This window comes from Marinobacterium sp. xm-g-48 (assembly GCF_013282925.1).
Lineage (GTDB): Bacteria > Pseudomonadota > Gammaproteobacteria > Pseudomonadales > Balneatricaceae > Marinobacterium_E.
On sequence record NZ_WBYQ01000008.1, the window covers coordinates 14,937 to 35,933 of the forward strand.

22 protein-coding genes are annotated in these 20,997 nt (G+C 48.6%); 1 reads left to right on the forward strand and 21 read right to left on the reverse strand.

From position 1 onward, the window contains the following. Positions 1-3 precede the first annotated feature (3 nt). From XMG48_RS10665 to XMG48_RS10675, 3 genes are all read right to left on the reverse strand, one after another. On the reverse strand, positions 4-441 hold the full coding sequence (locus tag XMG48_RS10665) for a tripartite tricarboxylate transporter TctB family protein (RefSeq protein ID WP_173482061.1): 438 nt from the start codon (positions 439-441) through the stop codon (positions 4-6). After that, the gene (locus tag XMG48_RS10670; RefSeq protein ID WP_217363849.1) at positions 441-1,412 is read right to left on the reverse strand and encodes a tripartite tricarboxylate transporter substrate binding protein; all 972 of its coding nucleotides are present in this window, start codon (positions 1,410-1,412) and stop codon (positions 441-443) included. Before XMG48_RS10670 ends, XMG48_RS10665 begins: the two co-directional genes overlap by 1 nt. A gap of 174 nt (positions 1,413-1,586) precedes the next feature. Continuing rightward, the gene (locus XMG48_RS10675) at positions 1,587-2,261 is read right to left on the reverse strand and encodes a FadR/GntR family transcriptional regulator (RefSeq protein WP_173482062.1); all 675 of its coding nucleotides are present in this window, start codon (positions 2,259-2,261) and stop codon (positions 1,587-1,589) included. Positions 2,262-2,344: 83 nt separating this feature from the next. Between XMG48_RS10675 and XMG48_RS10680 the strand changes: the two genes are divergently transcribed. Then, the gene (locus XMG48_RS10680) at positions 2,345-3,493 is read left to right on the forward strand and encodes an alpha-hydroxy acid oxidase (RefSeq protein ID WP_173482063.1); all 1,149 of its coding nucleotides are present in this window, start codon (positions 2,345-2,347) and stop codon (positions 3,491-3,493) included. A 22-nt stretch (positions 3,494-3,515) separates the two neighbouring features. On the opposite strand, the gene XMG48_RS10685 is transcribed toward XMG48_RS10680, so the two are convergent. The 18 genes from XMG48_RS10685 to tolA all read right to left on the reverse strand — a co-directional run bounded on the left by XMG48_RS10685 (position 3,516) and on the right by tolA (position 20,997). Then, entirely contained in the window at positions 3,516-4,847 is a 1,332-nt protein-coding gene (locus XMG48_RS10685; protein WP_173482064.1) for a hypothetical protein, read from the reverse strand. Further along, positions 4,841-5,572, reverse strand: a complete 732-nt coding sequence (locus tag XMG48_RS10690; RefSeq protein ID WP_173482065.1) for a hypothetical protein — start codon at positions 5,570-5,572, stop codon at positions 4,841-4,843. The genes XMG48_RS10685 and XMG48_RS10690 overlap by 7 nt, the downstream gene beginning before the upstream one ends. After that, positions 5,565-6,551, reverse strand: coding sequence for a VWA domain-containing protein (locus XMG48_RS10695; RefSeq protein ID WP_173482066.1), 987 nt, complete (start codon positions 6,549-6,551; stop codon positions 5,565-5,567). Before XMG48_RS10695 ends, XMG48_RS10690 begins: the two co-directional genes overlap by 8 nt. Then, entirely contained in the window at positions 6,551-7,543 is a 993-nt protein-coding gene (locus XMG48_RS10700; RefSeq protein ID WP_173482067.1) for a VWA domain-containing protein, read from the reverse strand. The genes XMG48_RS10695 and XMG48_RS10700 overlap by 1 nt, the downstream gene beginning before the upstream one ends. Further along, positions 7,533-7,859, reverse strand: a complete 327-nt coding sequence (locus XMG48_RS10705; protein ID WP_173482068.1) for a hypothetical protein — start codon at positions 7,857-7,859, stop codon at positions 7,533-7,535. The genes XMG48_RS10700 and XMG48_RS10705 overlap by 11 nt, the downstream gene beginning before the upstream one ends. After that, positions 7,852-8,754 (reverse strand): DUF58 domain-containing protein, encoded by a 903-nt coding sequence (locus XMG48_RS10710; RefSeq protein WP_173482069.1) that lies wholly within the window; start codon positions 8,752-8,754, stop codon positions 7,852-7,854. Before XMG48_RS10710 ends, XMG48_RS10705 begins: the two co-directional genes overlap by 8 nt. Before the next feature lie 10 nt (positions 8,755-8,764). Further along, complete coding sequence (locus XMG48_RS10715; RefSeq protein ID WP_173482070.1) at positions 8,765-9,727, reverse strand: MoxR family ATPase; 963 nt, start codon at positions 9,725-9,727, stop codon at positions 8,765-8,767. 118 nt (positions 9,728-9,845) lie between these two features. Further along, positions 9,846-11,246, reverse strand: a complete 1,401-nt coding sequence (sthA, locus tag XMG48_RS10720; protein WP_173482071.1) for a Si-specific NAD(P)(+) transhydrogenase — start codon at positions 11,244-11,246, stop codon at positions 9,846-9,848. A 39-nt stretch (positions 11,247-11,285) separates the two neighbouring features. Next, positions 11,286-11,519 carry a (Na+)-NQR maturation NqrM gene (nqrM, locus tag XMG48_RS10725; RefSeq protein WP_173482072.1) on the reverse strand — a complete coding sequence of 78 codons (234 nt, stop codon included), beginning with the start codon at positions 11,517-11,519 and terminating at the stop codon, positions 11,286-11,288. Between the two features lie 3 nt (positions 11,520-11,522). Beyond that, positions 11,523-12,569: an FAD:protein FMN transferase gene (locus tag XMG48_RS10730; protein ID WP_173482073.1), complete on the reverse strand. Its 1,047-nt coding sequence runs from the start codon at positions 12,567-12,569 to the stop codon at positions 11,523-11,525. 3 nt (positions 12,570-12,572) lie between these two features. Beyond that, a complete protein-coding gene (gene nqrF / locus XMG48_RS10735; RefSeq protein WP_173482074.1) occupies positions 12,573-13,802 on the reverse strand; it encodes an NADH:ubiquinone reductase (Na(+)-transporting) subunit F in 1,230 nt (409 codons plus the stop codon). Positions 13,803-13,832: 30 nt separating this feature from the next. Next, complete coding sequence (nqrE, locus tag XMG48_RS10740; RefSeq protein WP_173482075.1) at positions 13,833-14,441, reverse strand: NADH:ubiquinone reductase (Na(+)-transporting) subunit E; 609 nt, start codon at positions 14,439-14,441, stop codon at positions 13,833-13,835. Further along, a complete protein-coding gene (locus XMG48_RS10745; protein WP_173482076.1) occupies positions 14,441-15,100 on the reverse strand; it encodes an NADH:ubiquinone reductase (Na(+)-transporting) subunit D in 660 nt (219 codons plus the stop codon). Before XMG48_RS10745 ends, nqrE begins: the two co-directional genes overlap by 1 nt. 2 nt (positions 15,101-15,102) lie before the next feature. Beyond that, the gene (locus tag XMG48_RS10750) at positions 15,103-15,885 is read right to left on the reverse strand and encodes a Na(+)-translocating NADH-quinone reductase subunit C (RefSeq protein ID WP_173482077.1); all 783 of its coding nucleotides are present in this window, start codon (positions 15,883-15,885) and stop codon (positions 15,103-15,105) included. Beyond that, positions 15,875-17,083: an NADH:ubiquinone reductase (Na(+)-transporting) subunit B gene (locus XMG48_RS10755; protein WP_173482078.1), complete on the reverse strand. Its 1,209-nt coding sequence runs from the start codon at positions 17,081-17,083 to the stop codon at positions 15,875-15,877. Before XMG48_RS10755 ends, XMG48_RS10750 begins: the two co-directional genes overlap by 11 nt. A gap of 13 nt (positions 17,084-17,096) precedes the next feature. Next, positions 17,097-18,437 (reverse strand): Na(+)-translocating NADH-quinone reductase subunit A, encoded by a 1,341-nt coding sequence (locus XMG48_RS10760; RefSeq protein WP_173482079.1) that lies wholly within the window; start codon positions 18,435-18,437, stop codon positions 17,097-17,099. A 308-nt stretch (positions 18,438-18,745) separates the two neighbouring features. Further along, entirely contained in the window at positions 18,746-20,056 is a 1,311-nt protein-coding gene (tolB, locus tag XMG48_RS10765) for a Tol-Pal system beta propeller repeat protein TolB (RefSeq protein WP_173482080.1), read from the reverse strand. After that, on the reverse strand, positions 20,050-20,997 hold the full coding sequence (gene tolA, locus XMG48_RS10770; RefSeq protein ID WP_173482081.1) for a cell envelope integrity protein TolA: 948 nt from the start codon (positions 20,995-20,997) through the stop codon (positions 20,050-20,052). The genes tolB and tolA overlap by 7 nt, the downstream gene beginning before the upstream one ends.

Here is a 20,997-nt window from a genome sequence, read left to right on the forward strand (position 1 = left end):
ACCCTACCCCATCAACCAGCGCGGTAGCGCGAAAAGACTTAAACCGAAGATGAACTTAAAGATCAGGAACAGCGCTCCTGAGAAAAGCACTCCAGTCACCACAGCATTTTTTGCTCTAGCTTCAATCAGATAGGATACAGCGGTACCGGCTATCGCGGTTGAAACTAAGAAACCCAGCGGTTTAAGTGTGTAGGCATAGAAAACCAGCGCTACAACTGCAAAGCCAATGTGCATAAAGGTTGTTAAACCTGGCCACTCTGGCTCTTGATCCGGTTTCATGATCATCACAAGACCACAGATTACCGCTACCGACGCAATCATCATCGGGAAGGCTTTTGGGCCGAGTGGATCAGAGAAAAAAGGCTCTTGCAGTTGAGTGGCGCCCGCGAAATACGCGAGCGCCAGCACAACGACGATCAACCCCGTTATGCGATCTGTCATTACTTGATTACACCAAGCTCTTTAGACATATCTTGTACTTCCTGCATCACACCGTTTAGGTAGTTCTGGAAGTCTGGGCCCACTTTCGTGAACTTAACAAGACCGTTTGCTTCCATAGCGTCCGCCCACTCTTTAGAGGCTGCAACCTGAGCTAGCGCATCAGACCACTGGTTGTAAGAAGCTTCAGACGCACCTTTTGGAGTGTAGAGACCACGCCAGTTAACCGCGACAACATCGATACCCTGCTCTTTAGCCGTTGGAATCACAACATCTAGACCTGGAATTTCGATACGCTCGTCAGTGAATGAAGCCAGTACGCGAACGTCACCGTTTTTAATGAAGCTTACAACACCTGAGATGTCACCTGTCATTGCTGACGTGAAGCCACCAACTGTCTGAGTGATCGCATCAGCGTCACCATCAACAGCGATGTACTTAACCTTACGGATATCCGTGAAGCCTTTACGTTTCAGCGCCATTAGGACTTTAAGGTGATCGTAACCGCCTGCAGCTGATCCACCGGCAAAGGCGTGCTTACCAGGGTTCGCTATAACATCATCAAGCAACTCGTTCAGAGTCTGGTAAGGCGAGTCTTTAGCAACCACGATAACGCCAGGGTCAGCACCGATAGCACCTAGGAAACGAACCTGATCAGACGTCATACCTGAGTAAGCGTTTTGAGCTAGACGCGTTGCTGTAGCTGTTGAAGCAGCAACAATAAGATCACCGTCGTCGTTACGCTCGTTAACCACGTGCGCGTAGGCTAGACCACCGCCTGCACCCGCCATATTAGTGACTTGAACGGGATCTTTAACGGCACCGATGTCATGCATGATTTTGCCGATTTGACGACAAGTGAAGTCCCAACCACCGCCTGGGTTAGCAGGTGCAATACACTCAGCCGCCATTGCAGAAGAGGCAACGCTCATTGCAACGCCAGCTGCTAGAAATTTAATTTTTGCTAGTTTCATTTTCTTCTCCTTGTTATGAACACTGACATCGCAGTTTGATGAACAGTTAACAAGAATTTAGAAAAATCCACTCTTAAGAAAAAGCTTGTGGCGATAAGGAGTATTAATTTTATAAACAGCATTTTGTTCATAAAGTTCACGAGACGGCTTAATAGTGTGGAATAACAGGATTGCCTACTGACGGGCGAACGCCAACAGAGAGCGTGTGTAAAGCACATGCTCTCTTGCCGCCTCCTGCGCGGCTAACCGATCCCCTTGTTCAAGAGCCGAGAATATCTGCTGATGCTGAGGATTAATCCGCTCAGGATATCGCCCATAACGTTTAAGTGTTAGATCTAAGGCCTTGTAAATAGATGAAAAATAACGGTTGTAGAAGAGCTCACTTAAACTAGCGACTACGAGATTGTGGCTGTACTTAGCGATCAGCATATGAAACTGAAGATCCGCTTTTGCGCGAATCAATGTCGTGTTCTTTTGACTCCGCAGCTGCATCTTCTCGAACTCAGATCGAATGATCTGAATCTGCGTTTTCGAAGCGTTCTCAGCACAACACCCAGCGGCCACAGATTCAATAAAAGCTCTTAACTCAAGCACATCCCTAACGTCATTCAATGTCGGATCTGCTTTTACCGGTAAATTAAGAACCACACTCTCTAAAGGGTTAACCAGACGAGTTAGACGTCCCTGCTGTTTAATGAGCAGACCGGCGGCAAGCAACTCTGACATAGCCTCCCTAATCGCACTTCGGGATACTGAAAAGTGAGCAGCCAACCTCGACTCAGACGGAAGGGTTTCGCCTGCTCGAGTAGTATCCATCAATAGCGATAACAGAGAAGAAGTGATCGACATAACTGGTCTGACAAGTGGTGTTTATTTTCTGCAAGAGTACGCTGCAACAGGATAGAGTGCAAAAAAAGTTAAGGAGCCCTTCAATGAGTGTAATTTGCGAACTATCTGACCTACGTCGTCTCTACCACAAACGTGTCCCTAAAATGTTCCAAGGCTACTGTGAGTCTGGATCATGGACGCAACAGACGTTGGCAATGAATGACTCTGACTTTAACAAGATTCTGTTTCGTCAGCGCGTGGCGCGTGATCTTGCACCCCGCACCCTAGCGACTCAAATGGTGGGACAGGATGTGACCATGCCAGTAGCCATGGCTCCGGTGGGTCTTTTGGGTATGCAACACGCCGATGGTGAGATCAAAGCAGCGCAAGCTGCTGAGGCCTTTGGCGTTCCTTTTACTCTGTCTACCATGAGCATCTGTTCCATTGAGAAGGTAGCCGAAGCAACCACCAAACCCTTCTGGTTCCAGCTCTACGTTCAGAAAGATCGCGAATTCACTAAGAAGTTGATCGAACGTGCCAAAGCTGCAGGCTGTTCCGCTCTGGTTGTTACACTGGATCTTCAGATGATCGGTAAGCGCCATGCAGACCACCGCAACGGTATGACCGCACCACCCCGCCTGACTATCCCTAACATTTTAGATATTTCACGTCGTCCACGCTGGGCATTCGGCATGTTGGGGACTAAAAATCGTGAGTTTGGCAACATCCAAGGCTGTGCGACCGGCGTTGATGACATGAACGATCTAATGAAATGGACGGCCGGATCCTTTGATCCCAACCTAGATTGGGACGACTTGAAGTTCTTCCGTGAACTTTGGGATGGCCCTTTGATCATCAAAGGCATTCTAGAAGCTGAAGATGCGAAGAAGTGTATCGAACTAGGTGCCGACGCTATTGTCGTCTCAAACCACGGTGGTCGTCAGTTAGATGGTGCTCGCTCATCGATCAGCGTGCTTCCAGAGATCGTTGATGCGGTTGGCGACCAAATCGAGGTCTGGATGGATGGTGGCATTCGCTCTGGCCAAGATGTTATTCGTGCTCGCGCACTGGGGGCTAAAGGCGTACTCGTCGGCCGTCCTATGGTCTATGGCTTAGGCGCTATGGGTAAAGCGGGCGTAACAAGAATGTTAGAGATTTTCCATGAGGAGGCTGAATTGACCATGGCCTTTATGGGACATCGTGACATTGCTTCTGTGTCTAAAGATGACATTGTCATCAAAGGCGAACTCTAAAAAGAGCGATCAATTGGTAAACCTAAAGAGTTAATCGATTGATCAATGCTCGTTTTATCTCTTCAAGAGGCGCTTGATCGCTTTTAGAAAAAGCCAATTGGTTAATGCTGTGAGCTAGCCAAGTCGCCTCTTGATCACCTTGCGCATCGGCCCAGTGTTGTAGGGTTTTATAACGCTCGCTACCCTCTGCCCCAGCACAACCACTCGCTAACACGAGTGATCTAAGCTGATCAGCCGTCGTTGCTGAGTAGATCGCACGTTTAAACGCCTGTACTCTTGCTCTTCTTTGCCTAAATGCTCCCGCTAAAAGAGTCACTTTAATGAGGATAGCGACAGCGATTATCGATAAGAGCACAATGGCGGTCATTGGCAATTTCCAGGGCGCTTTAAGCAGCAGATCAACTGTGTCTAATCGCCCCGTTAGTGTATTAAAGAAAGGGAGTTTTACTGTGACAATCTGGCCAAACGACCAGCGCTTATAGGGGACAAAAAATTCACCCTCAGAATCTATGATTTGATCTGTAGAAATAGCCATCGCTCTGGCTAGCGCACTTCTTACACCCCATAAGGTTTGCGCCGAAGACCCTGCAACCACCTGGACACTGATTCGCCAACCAAGCTCACCCTGCTGTACCTCAATATTCGGCTTGCCGATACTGATGCTGTTTGGCAGATAGCTTGGCAGAGGTAAGACTTCAATAACCTGAGCTGGTAGATAGAAAGTCCACCGGCCACGCCCTCGTTGGATAATGGGTGGTAACTCAATGAGGTAATTTCCAGACTGTTGGGCAGAGAAGCGCCAACACCGTTTTGCGATGAGCTGCTCCTCAAATAAACCTGTTCTGGATAGTGTCTGCACTGCAGAGATTCCCGGAATTTCCAGCGACTCAATCTTAATACGGTTGCGTTGCTCAGATAACGGCATACTCACACAACTCTCAATGGATTCGCCTTGCCAGATCTGTTCCGGCAGTGTGTCCCAGATAGGTGTAATGTCTACATTATTAACCACCGCAGGTGTCACCATCAGATTAAAACGCTGCGATTTAGCCCCACCCAATGCTAGGGGGCCCAAGGTTAGCAGACCTGATTGTCTTGGAAAGAGTGTAAGGCGCTGCTTTACTTCTACCTGCCCATCGGGCAATTCTCTCTCTTTACGATAACCTTTTTCTGTAAACACCTGAGTTTGCCAACGCTTAACATTCAACTCATCTGGCGAGGTGGGGCCAACATAGAGGATATTGACTATCACAGAGCGGCCCTGCTCGATCTGATCTTTTTCAGGCAGGATAGACAAGTTGGCAGCATGAAGCTGCCCGATGCTGAAGACGAGCATCAATAACAGTTTTACCACGGCCGTTCCCCCTCCACTTTGATAGGAGTTGGATCGATGCTATTAGGTAAATCTAACTCAAGGCGCATCACACGACTCAATAACTCTGCAGTCGTTCCGGAGTCGGTCGATTCAGTTCTGATCCAGCGTGGCTGGTACTCCAGCTCGCTCTGCCTGCCTAAATGCTGATCGATGGAGGCCATTAACAGGGGTTTGACCTGATCGGCCGATAGGTTAAGTATATTTTCCGGAAGCTCCTGACTGACACCAAGGTAGACACCTTCGGCCACCTGATCCAAAAGGTCGATCGGTAGGTTACCTGAAGCGTTATGCCAATCGGCTTTATCGGCACTCTTTTGAATATCCAATAACAGCTGCTTCATTGATGCTTCGAGTGAACGCGCAAAGGCTAGGTTCACCGCTATTTTTTTCGCATCCACCCCAAACTCTTCTGCCTCTTGGTAGAGCAACTTAGCTTGTGTGTATTCGCCTCGGTAGAAGTGAGTATTCGCCAGGTTAAACAGTGCAATCCCACGATCAATATTCGATTCAGAGGACCAGACAGCCGACGCAAAATTGAGCTGCGCGCACTCCCAATCTTGCTGACGATAGCAGGCTTCTGCTTGCTGAAACTGTGATTCATATTTCGAAGGTTCAATAAACTGCGGAACCACCCAATAGGTCAGCATCACTAACAGCAAAAGTAAGCCATAACCGAATAGCGCAGCTCGTTTTAGACTAACCATTCGACCACCTCGTTGGTGAACGATGAATGAGAACGACTATGAGCAGAAGTGCTATCAATAGCGGTATCGAAAACCACTCAGACCAGACAACTCGGGCGTAGTTCTCTGGAGTGATACGCCTAGACTCAATATTGAGCCACTTTAGCAAGGGCTGCCCTAACAAGGATTCCGGTGTCCTGTAGCTAAAATCAGGATGCAGTGACGCCAGCGATTTAAGAAAGGTGATGTTCATTTGAGTGTTTGCCGAAGGGTGACCGGGTACTTGAGTAGGCTCTCCACCGCCCAACCCGATTAGATTCAGTGTCATCGGCATAGAGGCATGCAGGGATACTAGAGCGGACTCTATGCTCTCGCTGTTTTCCAGAGCCACATCTCCATCCGTTAAAAGCACTATATGGCTTTTTGTATCAGGCCCCCTTGGCAGAGACCGAATGGCCGACAATGCCTCAACTAGGTTACTCCCAAGAGTGGGCAGATAAAACTCATCACCTTGAGCTAGAAAATGTTGGATTAGATGACTGTCCATGGTCGGTTTTAATAGCCAGTGTGCACTGCCAGAAAAAGCTAATAGACCTGTCTCAACGATCTGTACATCAGGGTCCAGCCAAGAGTTTGCCAGCTCGGTGGCTGCAGTTATGCGAGGCACCACACCCTGAAGACCTCGCGCATCTATCGCTCGCATGGAGTCTGAATAATCCAACAGGATAATGACTCGATCCTGCGCTGATGTAAGATCATTTGGTATGAATTGGGGGGTTCTAGGTCCCGCTAATGAGAGGATCAAAAGCGCCCAAACCGATGACAATAAGAGCGGCTTTAACCCCTCCTGTCCAGAGCGACTGGGTGGCTGAACCCAAGGGAGCAGCTCATCATCGACCAGCTGTGTCAGTCTCCTTTTTTCTCTAACAGTAGAGATAACGAGAATCGCCAATGGCAATAGCATTAGCCATAGCAGAAGAGGTTCGCGCCAATAAACCATCAGACGCTCCTCCTAACAAAGATCAGTATCAGCAGCGTGAGTCCAGACAGAATAAACCAGGGGTAGAGCGGCTCCACCAAGGGCAATGTATTAATCGATCGATTCTGAGTCGTCTGCTCACGTGAAATGGTTTGCAGAGCCTCTTCAAAAGCATCGATGTTCAGAGCGTGAAACATCTTGCCGGCGCCCGCTTTAGCCACTTCATCCAACAGAGCGAGGTCCACGGGATCATAGACAAATCCGGCACGCGCTTTCTGTTCCTGAGAGAGCTCAGTCGAGCCTATCGCAATGACATAGAGAGTATAGCCGGCATCAGCTAGGGCTTTCGCAGCAGCTTGTGGAGAGGTTTCACCCAACTGCATACCGCTGTCGGTCACCATCACAACGACAGGATTAAGATCCGTTGGATAGTTGTCACTGACCAGCTTGAGTGAAGCCGACATGTCGCTTAAACGCCCGCCGAGTGTCACCCTAATACGAGCAATGGCTTGTGTCACGGCGTCTCGATCATCGGTAAACGGCAACCAATGATAGGGAGGGTTACCCATAATACTTAGGCCAATACGATTACCCTGAAAGCCATTAACGAACTCTGATAAGAGCTCTTTGGTAAGGCTCATTCTTTCAATCGACTGTTGACCGTCAAAATAGTCTTTCAGCACCATCGTGATGTTAGTATCCACCAATAGCACTAGGTCTACAGGATCTTTCTGATCTGGTAGCTCAATGGTGTCACGGTAGACAACGGGTTGCGCCAAAGCCAATACGAATAATGTCATCGACATCAACAATAGCCGTTCACGACGAGGCTGGTATTGCGATGCTTCCGGCTGTTCATTAGTCAGTTCGCCATAAAGAGGGTAACGAACTCTCTCTCTTTGCAGTAGGTCTGGCCAAGGCGCATCAGTGTCTCTTCGACGCCAAAAGAGAATCAAAATCAGAGGCGTTAGTAACAACCAAAGAGGTTGTAACATTCCCCAATCAGAGAACATGTCGCGCCCTCTTGATCAATGTTTGAACTTCATCAAGTGTCGGTTCAACAGGTTGAAACCGCAACCTGTTCAGTTCCTGTAGTAAGGCAGTGTCAATGACCATGATTCCCGCTAATTGATGACAGCCCTGACGCGGCGTCATTAACTGATTTGATAGTGCGCGCTGCAACTTTGCCAGCGGTGTAAAAAAGCGGTACCAAATTGCAATAAATAGGGTAAATAGTACTGTCAGAGAGAGTATAGCCGTCAGTGCCAGATTGGATGAGTGGTCAACCATTGGCAAAATATCGAACAGCCTTAACGGTGCTTCATTCATGATACTCACCACCTAACAGGCTCAGGGTAAACTGATCGAGCGAACTACAGACCTCAATCAGTGGGATGCCTGATTGTGACATTAGATCCTGAATCTCTAACAACCGATTCAAGTAGGCTTGATGAATACGAGCGATGGACTCTTGGTCATCGACACAGAACCTCTTAGGACCCCAGATCAAATCACGACCTAACAGCGCCTTTGGATCTCTCTCCATGGGGTCTGAAATGAGGAACGCGCTCAATGATCTCTTTTCTGATAGTTCAGTTAAAAGCGCTCGGTGATCTGAGTTCAACGATCTAAAATCTGAAATCAAAATGACTTTAGCACCGGTGGGTGTATCAGAAACAAGTTGCGTTAAAACAGCATCCCAGTTGATCGCTGAATTCTGCGAAGGCGGTGCAGGCGAGACCAAAGCCTCACAGAGAAGGTTGAGCCAGTCATCCCCCACCCTAGAGTCAAACACAGTGGCATTCTGCTCTAATAAAAACGCACCCAGTGCATAATCTTGCTGATGGTAAATACCTGCTAACCAGAGTGACAATCTAGCCGCTTGAGTGACTTTCAGACGCTTCTTTGTGCCAAACCGCATGGTTGAGTTGCGATCAACGACCAACTGAAGAGGTTGCTGAAATTCACTGCGGTAGGATCTAACTAACCACTCTTGAGATCGAGCAGAGGCGCGCCAATCGATCTTTCGAGGGTCATCCCCAAACTGAAACACCCTTAGGTCATCAAATTCCGTACCACTGCCTAATAATGCTGCTTTATTAGCACCACTGTTTAGACGTTGATTAATCTGACCTACTACCTGTGAAGCCAAGGCAGCGCCAGAGGCAATCAGTTGTGCTATCTCATCAGGAGTCAGCAGTGGTTGGTCAACTAAGCTGTTCACAACAGACCTGTTAAACCGCGGGGAGCGTCTCTAAAAGACGATGAATCACTGCCTCTTCAGTTACCCCGTCGGCCTTAGCCGAGAAGCTGAGTACCAAGCGATGACGAAGTACATCAACGGCAAGCGCATAAATATCCTCAGGAAGCACAAAATCACGCTGATTCAGTAGTGCTCTTGCGGTCGCCGCCTGAAGCAGAGCAATCGACGCGCGGGGCGACGCACCCGCTTTCACATAACCACACCACTCTGGGATGTATTGATTTAATCGACGAGTGGCAGAGACCAACTCTATCGCAAACCGCTCTACCCTTTCTTCAATAAAGACACTGTTTAACGACTCTCTCAGGGCAAGAAGCTCACTGGGTGTCAGTAGGGCCTGCATGTCGGCCTCGACATGCCCCTCCTGGGCGGCACGAGCTCGACGAGTGATCTCGATCTCTTCATCGATGCTTGGGTAGTCCAATACGATCTTGAATAGGAAACGATCCAGTTGAGCTTCAGGCAGAGGGTAGGTACCCGATTGTTCTAGGGGGTTTTGAGTTGCCAACACCATAAAGACAGGAGGCAGAGGATAGGTTTTACCGGCCACCGTGATTTGATGCTCGGCCATGGCTTCCAACAGTGCAGATTGCACCTTAGGTGGCGCACGGTTGATCTCATCAGCCAGTAACACCTCATGAAACAGTGGTCCTTCGATAAAACGGAAGCTGCCACTATTGGCATCGAACACTTCACTGCCAGTCAAATCGGCTGGCATAAGATCCGGTGTAAATTGAACACGCTGAAAACGGGCATTCATTCCCGCGGCGAGAGAATGAACCAGAGTTGTCTTAGCTAGACCCGGTGGGCCTTCAAGGAGCACGTGCCCGCCACTGAGTAACGCAATAAGAAGACGATCGATCACAGACTCTTGGCCGACGATGATCTCTTCGATTTTAGACCTTAACTCATGCAGTGGTGTCAGCTCGCTCACGGTTCAAACCCCTTCGGTGAAGTAATGAACCATTGTAGCTAATTTAGTTATACCGTTATAGATCTTTGGCTTAAACAAAAAGAGCGCCCTAAGGCGCTCTTAACAACCATAGAATAGTTTATTTACTCTCTAATCGGTTTAGGCCCGCAAGAGCAGCAACACGGTAGGCTTCAGCCATGGTTGGGTAGTTGAAGGTGGTGTTTACAAAGTACTTCACAGTATTCGCTTCACCCTCTTGTGCCATGATCGCTTGGCCGATGTGGATGATCTCGGATGCTTGGTCACCAAAGCAGTGGATACCCAGAATTTCCAGAGATTCACGGTGGAACAAGATTTTCAGCATACCAACGGGTTCACCGGAAATCTGAGCACGCGCAGTATCTTTAAAGAAGGCTTGACCCACTTCGTAGGGTACCGCTGCCGAGGTAAGCTCCTCTTCGGTTTTACCGATCGAGCTGATCTCTGGAATGGTATAGATACCTGAAGGCACTTCACTGACAAAACGAAAATCATCGGCATCCAACATATCTTCTGAAGCGGCACGCCCTTGATCAAGCGCTGCTGATGCCAGGCCAGGCCAGCCGATCACATCACCTACAGCGTAGATACCATCGACTTCCGTACGGTAGTGATCATCAACATCCAACTGTCCGCGACCGTTGGCTTTCAAACCGACCTTATCAAGATCAAGTTGTGCGGTATTGCCGGTACGACCGTTACACCATAGGAAGGCATCCGTACGAAGGACCTTACCAGACTTCATGGTGATTACGACACCGTTCTCTGTCCCTTCAATCTTGTCATACTCTTCGTTGTGACGAATCATGACGCCGTTGTTGCGTAGGTGGTAACTCAACGCATCAGAGATCTCGCCATCTAGAAAAGATAGAAGACGATCACGATTGTCGATCAAATCCACTTTCACCCCTAACCCACTGAAGATAGAGGCGTATTCACAACCGATAACACCGGCACCGTAGATCACCATATTGCGTGGTGTATGGCAGAGTTTAAGCACAGTGTCTGAGTTGTAGATACGTGGGTGGTTAAAATCAACATCCGGTGGACAGTATGGGCTGGAGCCCGTTGCGATGATGATGTTTTTCGCTTTGAGCGTATCAGCACTGCCGTTATTACCTACAATACTGACTTCACTGTTTGAAACCAGCTTGGCTTCACCAAAGAAGAGATCAACACGATTGCGCGCATAGAAGTTAGTGCGTAGCATGACCTGATTAGAGATCACCTTCTCGGCACGACTTAACACTTTAGGAAATGAGAACCAGCGTGGTTCACCGATATCACGGAACATTGGGTTGGTGTTGAACTCGATGATCTGTTTAACGGAGTGACGCAGCGCTTTAGAAGGGATGGTACCTTTATGAGTACAGTTACCGCCGACTGTGGACTGCTCTTCGATCACCGCTACACGGCGACCTTTTTTAGCTGCATTCATTGCAGCACCCTCACCCGCAGGACCCGAGCCAATTACCACTACATCGTATTCGTAGGCTGCCATTTAGTACCTCAACTTTCCTTGTCGTTATCGTCGATCGATCTACTTAACTTCGTAAGCTAGATCGTCTTTATTAATCTCTTTCTTTTGGACCGCGTCTTGCTCGCCATCACAATCTTCGGGGCGACCGCCACAGATATCACAAACGGTATCCATGCCGAGTGCACTCATGCCACCACAAGAGCCCTTAATTGGCTTATTCGAGAAGATCACGCCTACTGACATACCAACGATGACAACCAGTAGAACAATAAATGTAATGACCATAATTTCCATGGCTTACTCTCCTTCTTGAACAAAGGCTTCAAACTCTGCTGTTGCCTGTTCGATAAATGTATCACCCTGCTCTGACTTATATAAGAAGTAGGCTGCTATCCCCTCTTCTTTGGCGAACTCAAAGCCTCTGTTTTCGCCCATGACCATCAGGGTCGTTGCTAATGCATCCGCCTCAGCACAGGTCGGCGTTAATACGGTTACTGACGCTAAGCGGTGAGTAATCGGTTTACCCGTCTCAGGATTAATGGTGTGCGAAAAACGGACACCGCCTTCCTCAAAGTAGTTTCGGTAATCACCGGATGTAGCAATCGCCGTATCCTTAACATTAATGATTCGTCCGATACTGCGCTCCATCGATGCCGGTGACTCAATGGCAATGCGCCAGTGTGAACCATCTGGCTTCAAGCCTTTCGCTCGAAGCTCACCACCTATCTCAACCAAATAGTTGTGAATACCTTCGGCTTCGAGAATCTCAGCCAACTGATCGACACCATAGCCTTTAGCGATGGCAGAGAGATCAACATACTGCTGTCCTAATTTTCTCAGACGAGAGGGGTCTTTTAAAACCTCGACTTTTTGGTAACCAATACGCTCTTTCAATGAAGCGATCTCAGCCTCGGTGGGTGCCTTTTCGATGCGGCCATTAGGCCCAAAACCCCAAAGGTTAACCAGTGGACCTACTGTGACATCAAACGCCCCGCCCGAACGCTCACTGATCGCTAGTGACTGCTCTACAACCGCCGCTAGCGCATCGGAGACTTCCATCTCACTGCCCGCAGGAAGTTTGTTAAAGGTCGAGAGTTCACTATTAGGAATGTAGGTCGACATCTGCTGATTAACGGTTGCAAGAACCTTACCGGCACGATTGCGAATATCGTTGATTCGATCTTCGTTAAGATCAACCCAGCGCATACTGAAGGTAGTGCCCATGGTTTGACCATCAATGCCAACCACCTTCTCATTTTCAAAAAAGTTACAGCCCGTTAGAACAAAAACGGCCAGTAGCATAGCTACCGGCCATTTAATAAGGCTTTTAAAACCTGAAATCATCTATTAGCCACCGAAGTCGTCAAGCATGATGTTCTCACGTTCAACACCTAGGTTGAGTAGCATGTCGATCACCGCTGCGTTCATCATTGGTGGCCCACACATGTAGTACTCACAATCCTCTGGTGCTTCATGATCCTTCAAGTAGTTCTCTAGAAGGACGTTGTGGATGAAGCCAGTCAGACCTTCCCAGTTATCTTCTGGAAGTGGATCAGACAGTGCTAGGTGCCATTCGAAGTTCTCATTCTCTTCAGCCAACTTATCGAACTCTTCTGTGTAGAAGGCTTCACGAACAGAGCGTGCACCGTACCAGAAAGAGATCTTACGCTTAGAGTTTAGACGCTTAAGCTGATCGAAGATGTGTGAGCGCATTGGCGCCATACCTGCACCACCGCCGATGAAGACCATCTCATTGTCAGTCTCGCGAGCGAAGAACTCACCGAATGGACCGTAAACATCAATCGTATCACCTGGTTTCAGGCTAAATACGTACGATGACATGATGCCAGGTGGCACGTCGTCACGACCTGGAGGTGGCGTTGCAATACGGATATTAAACTTAACCACACCGCGCTCTTCAGGGTAGTTCGCCATAGAGTAAGCACGAATCGTTGTTTCGTCGACTTTAGAGACGTAACGCCAGATATCGAACTTATCCCAATCTGGGTGGTACTCTTCCTCGATTGCGAAGTCTTTGTAGTTTACGGTGTGTGGTGGACACTCTAGCTGAACGTAACCCCCTGCACGGAAGTCGACGTTCTCGCCTTCAGGCAGACGCAGGGTCAGCTCTTTGATGAAGGTTGCGACGTTCGGGTTAGAGTCAACCGTACAGGTCCACTTCTTAACGCCGAAGACATCATCTTCAACATGAATCTTCATGTCCTGTTTAACAGGCACCTGACAGCTTAGACGCCAGCCCTCTTTTGCTTCACGCATTGTGAAGTGTGACTCTTCAGTAGGCAACATAGAACCGCCACCTTCATGAACTTCACACTTACACTGGGCACAGGTACCGCCACCACCACAAGCAGAGGCAAGGAATACACCCTTGTCCGCTAGAGTCTGCAGCAATTTACCGCCTGCAGGCACTGTGATTGTTTTTTCAGGATCACCGTTAATTTCAATTGTTACATTGCCGGAGCTAACCAGCTTAGCGCGGGCAGCCAAGATAATAGCAACCAGTGCCAGTACCACGACTGTAAACATCACCACGCCTAGGATGATTTCTGCATTCATAGCTAATTCATTCCTCTCCTAGTAGACCAGTTACAGAGACACGCCAGAGAATGACATGAAGCCTAGCGACATCAGACCGACAGTGATGAAGGTGATACCTAGACCACGCAGACCCTCTGGTACATCTGAGTACTTCAGCTTCTCACGAATACCAGCCAAGGCTGTGATCGCAAGTGCCCAACCGATACCTGCGCTCGTGCCGTAAACAACACTCTCACCAAAGGTGTAGTCACGCTCAACCATGAACAGCGCAGCACCCATGATTGCACAGTTAACTGTGATCAGTGGTAGGAAGACACCCAACGCGTTGTAAAGCGCTGGAACGAATTTATCTAGGAACATCTCTAGGATCTGAACGATCGCAGCGATAACGCCGATGTAAGAGATGTAACCTAGGAAGCTAAGGTCAACTTCTGGGTAACCCGCCCAAGCCAATGCCCCTTCACGAAGCAATAGGTTGAAGATCAGGTTGTTTACTGGAGTCGTAATCGCCAATACAACGATAACGGCTACACCTAAACCAAAGGCTGTTTGAACCTTCTTAGAGATCGCCAAGAAGGTACACATTCCCAAGAAGAATGCGAGAGCCATGTTCTCAACGAAGATCGCCTTAACGGCAAGACTGATCATCTGTTCCATTAGTGAGAACCTCCTTTAGTGTTAGCCGCCATTTCAAAATCTGGCGCCTCAACTTGTTTTGGATCCCAAGAGCGGATGATCCAGATGAAGATACCGATTAGGAAGAAGGCACTTGGAGGAAGCAACAATAGACCGTTGCTCTGGTACCAACCACCATTAGTGACTAGCGGAAGAATCTCGATACCGAACAGTGAACCTGCACCAAAGAGTTCGCGGAAGAAACCGACAAACATCAATACAGCGCCGTAACCAAGACCGTTACCAATACCATCTAAGAAGCTTGGTAGTGGTGGGTTCTTCATCGCGAAGGCTTCTGCACGACCCATTACGATACAGTTAGTGATGATCAAACCAACGAATACCGAAAGCTGCTTAGAGATATCGTAAGCGTAGGCTTTCAGGAACTGGTCAACAACGATTACCAAGGATGCAATGATCGTCATCTGAACGATGATACGGATGTTACCCGGGATATGGTTACGAATAATCGACACGAACATGTTCGAGAATGCGGTAACCACAATAACAGCCAACGACATAACCAGTGCCGTTGCCATGTTTGACGTAACCGCTAGTGCAGAACATACACCCAAGATTTGCAGTGCAATTGGGTTGTCCTTAAAGATAGGGGTCGTCAAGATCTCTTTTGACTTAGCCATGATTAAGCGTCTCCTGCACGAAGGTTAGCCAAGAACGGAGCGTAGCCGTTTTTGCCCATCCAGAATTGAACAAGGTTAGTGACACCGTTACCCGTCAACGTTGCACCTGAAAGGCCGTCAACTTTGTACTCAGCGTTAACTGTCGATGCATCAACCTTACCTTTGATCAGCTGAAGCTCTGGCTTCTGCATGTCATTGGCGTAGACTTTTTTGCCCGGCCAGATCGCTTTCCAAGCTGGGTTGTCCACCTCACCACCAAGACCCGGAGTCTCTGCGTGTGAGTAGAAGCCTAGACCGACCACTGTATTTAGATCACCTTCCAATGCTAGGAAGCCGTACAGCGTTGACCAAAGACCGTATCCGTGAACAGGCAGGATGATCTTATCCAGTGCACCGTTATTGCCTTCTACAACGTAGACTGGCATGAAGTTAGGCTGACGCTTGATCGACGCTTTATCATCTTCACGCGACAGTGATTTTGATAGCGCAGGGTCTTTAGCCGCCTTCTGGATATCGAACTTAGCACCGTCTACTGCATCAGTGAACTTGCCTGTTTCCATATCAACAACTTTGGTTGTGATCTGTGCGAACAGCTCATCAACCGATTTGCCTGGTTGAAGAAGACCCGCTGCCGCAAGAATGTTTGTCTTACGGTCAAGATCTTTGTTAGCAACCTGTTTGGGTTTAAGGATGACAGCTGCTGCTGACACCACTACCGAACAGATTACACATAGCAGAACGGTTACCGTAACCGTTTTGCTAATCGTATCGTTATTAGCCGACATTACGTGCGATCCTCCGTTTGATGTTCGCTTGCACCACGAAATTATCGATGAGCGGCGCAAAGAGGTTCGCGAATAGGATCGCGAGCATCATACCTTCTGGGAATGCTGGGTTAACCACGCGGATAAGAACAACCATCACGCCGATTAGAGCACCAAAAACCCACTTACCTTTATCCGTCATTGAGCCAGAAACTGGGTCGGTCGCCATAAAGAACATACCGAACGCGAATCCACCCATAACAAGATGCCAGTAGAAAGGAACGCTGAACATTGGATTGGTTTCAGAACCGATCGCATTGAACAGTAACGTGGTCGCAACCATGCCGAGGAAAACACCGGCAACAATTCGCCACGCGGCAACACGAGCAAACAGCAACACTGCACCACCAATCATGATCGCCAATGTTGAGGTTTCACCCACTGAACCTTGAATCGAGCCTAGGAAAGCATCCATCCAAGTCACGTTTGCAGCAAGAACGCCCTCGATACCACCGGCAGCGGCTAGACCAAGCGGTGTTGCACCTGAGAAGCCATCAACTGCGGTCCAGATCGCATCACCTGACATCTGTGCTGGGTAAGCAAAGAATAGGAATGCACGGCCTGTCAGTGCTGGGTTAAGGAAGTTTTTACCAGTACCACCGAACACCTCTTTACCGATAACAACACCAAAGCTGATGCCCAGTGCGACCTGCCATAGCGGAACAGTCGGAGGAAGAATCAGTGAGAAAAGGATCGAAGTTACGAAGAAACCTTCGTTCACTTCATGGCCACGCTTCATTGCAAATAGGACTTCCCAGAAGCCACCTACAATAAAGGTCGTTGCATAGATGGGTAGCCAGTACATGGCACCATGTAGGATGTTATCCCAGGCGCTTGTTGCGTCGTAACCTGCAAGAGCAGAAATTACAGCACCCCGCCAGCCTTCCGCTTCGGTCAGGCCAAGCACTTCCATTGCGCTGTTTGCTTGGAAGCCAACATTGTACAGGCCAGCAAATACCGCAGGGAAGGTACACATCCAAACCAGGATCATCATACGTTTTAGGTCAACCGCATCACGAACGTGTGAGGCTGTCTTAGTCACGGCACCTGGCGTGTAGAAAATGGTATCTACCGCTTCGTAGAGTGCGTACCAGTTCTCGTACTTACCACCTTTGTGGAAGTGAGGTTCTAAAGAATCAAAAAAACCACGTAAGCTCATAATCTTCTCCTCCTTAGGCTTCTTTCTCTATACGAGAAAGGTTGTCACGAAGGATCTCGCCGTACTCATATTTACCTGGGCAGGCAAAAGTACAGAGCGCCAGATCTTCCTCTTCCAGCTCAAGACAACCAAGGTCCATAGCAACAGCGATATCGCCGACAACCAGTGAACGAAGCAGTTGAGTTGGAAGAATATCTAGGGGCATCAAACGTTCAAACTGACCAGTAGGAACCATGGCACGTTCTGAACCGTTTGTTGTTGTAGTAAAGGCAAACTTTTTACCCGGCTTGAACATAGATACAAACATGTTCATCACAGAGAATTTCTCTGTGCCTGGTGCTACCCAACCCATGAATTCACGTTCTGTGCCTTCACGAAGAACGCTTACCTGGTTGGCGTAACGCGCAAGGTAAGCGGTTGGACCAGACGCTTTAGCACCATTCCAAACAGAGCCATTGATCACACGGTTATCGCCAGCTTTAAGCTGACCAGCCGTCAACTCATCAAGTGACGCACCAACACGTGTTTTAAGCAGCGTAGGCACCTCAACTTGGGGACCCGCTAAAGATAGGTAACGCTCAGTGCTCAAACGACCCGTTGTAAATAACTTACCGATCGCGATCACATCTTGGTAACCCAAGTACCATACCTGCTTGTTACGGTGAACAGGATCAAGGAAGTGAATGTGTGTACCTACGTTGCCGGCAGGGTGAGTACCTTCAAAGGTTTCTGTTGTAACACCAGATACGGAAGGTAGCTCTGTACCTGGAGCTGCACAGAGATAAACGTTGTTGGCTTGGATGCGAGTCAGAACGGTTAGACCCTGTTCAAACGCCTCTTTTTCGGCACTTAGAACAACGCTAGGGTCCATCGCTAATGGATTGGTGTCCATCGCAGTCACAAAGATCGAACTTGGTACCGCATCGACTGCTGGTACCTTACCGAAAGGACGAGTTCTTAGAGAAGCCCACAACCCTGAAGCAATTAGGTTTTCACGAACCTGAGACTCTTCCAAAGAGGCAAGCTCAGAAGCTGCGTAACTAGAAAACTCAACTGCGTCTTCGTCTGAATCCAATTCAATGACGACTGACTGTAGCACTCGACGTTCACCGCGATTAATCGCAGTAACAACCCCTGCACCAGGAGCTGTGAATTGAACGCCATCATTCTTCTTATCAGTAAAGATCACCTGACCGAGTTTTACTCGATCCCCTTCCCGAACCATCATTGTTGGTTTTAGACCAACGTAATCGGCTCCTAGAAGCGCCACAGTTTTAACATCAGCTGAAGGGGATACCTTCTGTTCTGGTGCACCTGTGATAGGCAGATCTAGACCCTTTCTGATCTTGATCATTCGCTTTATTCCAATCCGCTAAAAATTTTTAAAGCCTCGTACTGAAACCATCTCGCTCTTTTGAAGCTCAATCGTACAGACGGACCTTTCCCAAAATCGCGCAAATTATACCTGACAGAGGTTTATTGCCGCTACAGAGGGAGAGGGGCTTTCAGTGATTATGTAGTTAATTTACAGGACAAACAGCTAACTAATTTTGAATAAACAGTTAACGGTTTGTTATATAGATGCTTTTTAAAACCGAAGGCGGGGGTGTTTATGACGGACAGGAATAACCTGTCCGGTTATGTGGAATTATACTACCAACATTAATAAAGGTAGGGACTCCATGCAGGAGCGCGAACATCACCACGAGTATTCGGCATTCTAAATCGTACCTGACCATCCAAAGAGACTGCTGATAGCACACCTTGATTACCCTCTTGCGTTGCATAAAGGACTACGCTGGCATTAGGCGCAATGGTGGGAGACTCTTCCAAACCGGTCTCTGTCAGAATATCGAGTCGATCAGTCTTTAGATCCAATACCGCAACAGAGAAGCGATTACCTGACCCACCTGAGCGGTGAATCAACGCTAGGAAGCGACCGTCAGGGGTCATGCTGGCACGGGCGTTGTAGTTTCCTTCGTAGGTTACTCGAGTCATTTGACGTGTCGCCAAGAATAGACGATAGATCTGTGGCGACCCTCCTCGGTCAGAGGTGAAGAAGAGCGACTCACCATCGGGCGCCCAGCTTGGCTCGGTATCGATCCCATAGTGATTAGTCACTCGTTGCAACTGACCCGAGGTCACATCCAACACATAGATCTCGGCATTACCGTCTTTAGAGAGCACCAGTGCTAGCTTATTGCCATCAGGTGACCAAGCCGGCGCACCATTCAAGCCGGAGAATGATTGGATTCGTTCGCGTTTCCCGGTTGCCAGGTACTGAACATAGATTGATGGACGACCCGTTTCAAACGAAACGTAAGCGATCTTCTTGCCATCCGCGGACCAGCTCGGTGACATGATCGGTTCGCGTGACTCTAAAATTACACGCGGACGGTTGCCATCCCAGTCAGCCATCTCAAGACGGTAGCGAGAGGTTTGACTGGTCAACTGTTCAGCGGTGACGTAGACGATGCGAGTTGAAAAAGCACCACGATTGCCTGTCAGTGCCTGATAGATCTGATCCGCAATAAAGTGAGCCGCATCTCTAAGTTGGTTAATGTCACTCTCTAAAGGCTGGATCATGATGTTCTCCTCTTTAAGAACATCATAAAGTTCATAGCGAAGGCTGACGCGTGTCGCGGAGATCGGCTCGATTTTACCGACCACAAGGAAGTCACTCTTCGTCATTCGCCAATCACGGAAGAAGACCTGGCTGCGCTCAGAAGGCAGGCTTAACATCGCTGATCTTGGTAAAGTAGTGAATAGACCTGAACGTGATAGATCTTGATCGACAATCTGCGCCACATCTTCTGGGAGCGCACCCTGCCCTGTCCACTTAAAAGGGACAACCGCTACCGGTGTTGGCTCAGAAAGACCCTGTGTCACTTCGACAACCAATTCAGCTTTAACGATTAGTGGCGCCCACAACAGAACAAATATCAGGCTTTTAAATTGGTTAAGATTTACCATCTCAATCCCTCAGGTCTAAATTCAATTAACACTCTACGCAAATTACGCTCAAACGTAATCGGGTCGACGCTTGCAATCAACTCATACTGCCCTACACGCTCAATCGCCTGAAGTACTGATCGATCGTAAGCCATGTCACCACTGCTTTTAATAATCTCTGCCAGATCCACTTCACCCGATGGGAAGAAGTGAATCCGCACGGTCGCTGTCATCCCGTTACGTGCTGTAGAGGGCAGACGCCAGTTATCTTCTGTTAGCGTTCGAATGTAGGCACCTACATCAGCGACCGTTTGTGCTGCTCTTTCAGCTGCTGCGGCACGCTGCCTTGCCAGCTCTTCGCGACGTTTTGCTTCAGCCTGCTCCTGGGCTTTACGCTCTGCATCCGCTTTTCGTTTGGCCTCTTCTGCAGCTTTGCGTTTAGCCTCTTCCGCTTGACGCTTCTTAGCTTCCGCCTTTTTCTTAGCCTCTTCAGCGGCTTTTAATTTGGCTTTTTTAGCCTCTGCATCAGCTTTTTTCTTAGCCGCTTCAGCTTTTTTACGCTCTGCAGCTTTACGTTCAGCCTCTGCTCTCTTTTTCTCTTCAGCCGCTTTTTTGCGCTTAGCGTCATCGGCTTTTTTCTTATCAGCGGCTTTTTTAGCATCCGCTTTACGTTTAGCGTCCGCTGCTTTCTTGCGCTTTGCCTCATCGGCTTTGGCTTTCTTGGCTCGTTCCGCGGCTTTTTTCTTCGCAGCCTCTGCAGCTGATTTATCTTTCATCAATTTCTCTTCAGCGGCTTTCTTTTCAACCAGATCCGAAAGATCGACCATTCGAGCCTCGATATGTCGCGGCTGCGCTTTACGATCCACCTCTTGACCGATCCAAACCCCTGAAATAACCACCAACACCAGTGCATGAACCAGTGCAGCAAAAAGGGTTGGCAGAAGATAACTACGATCGAACAA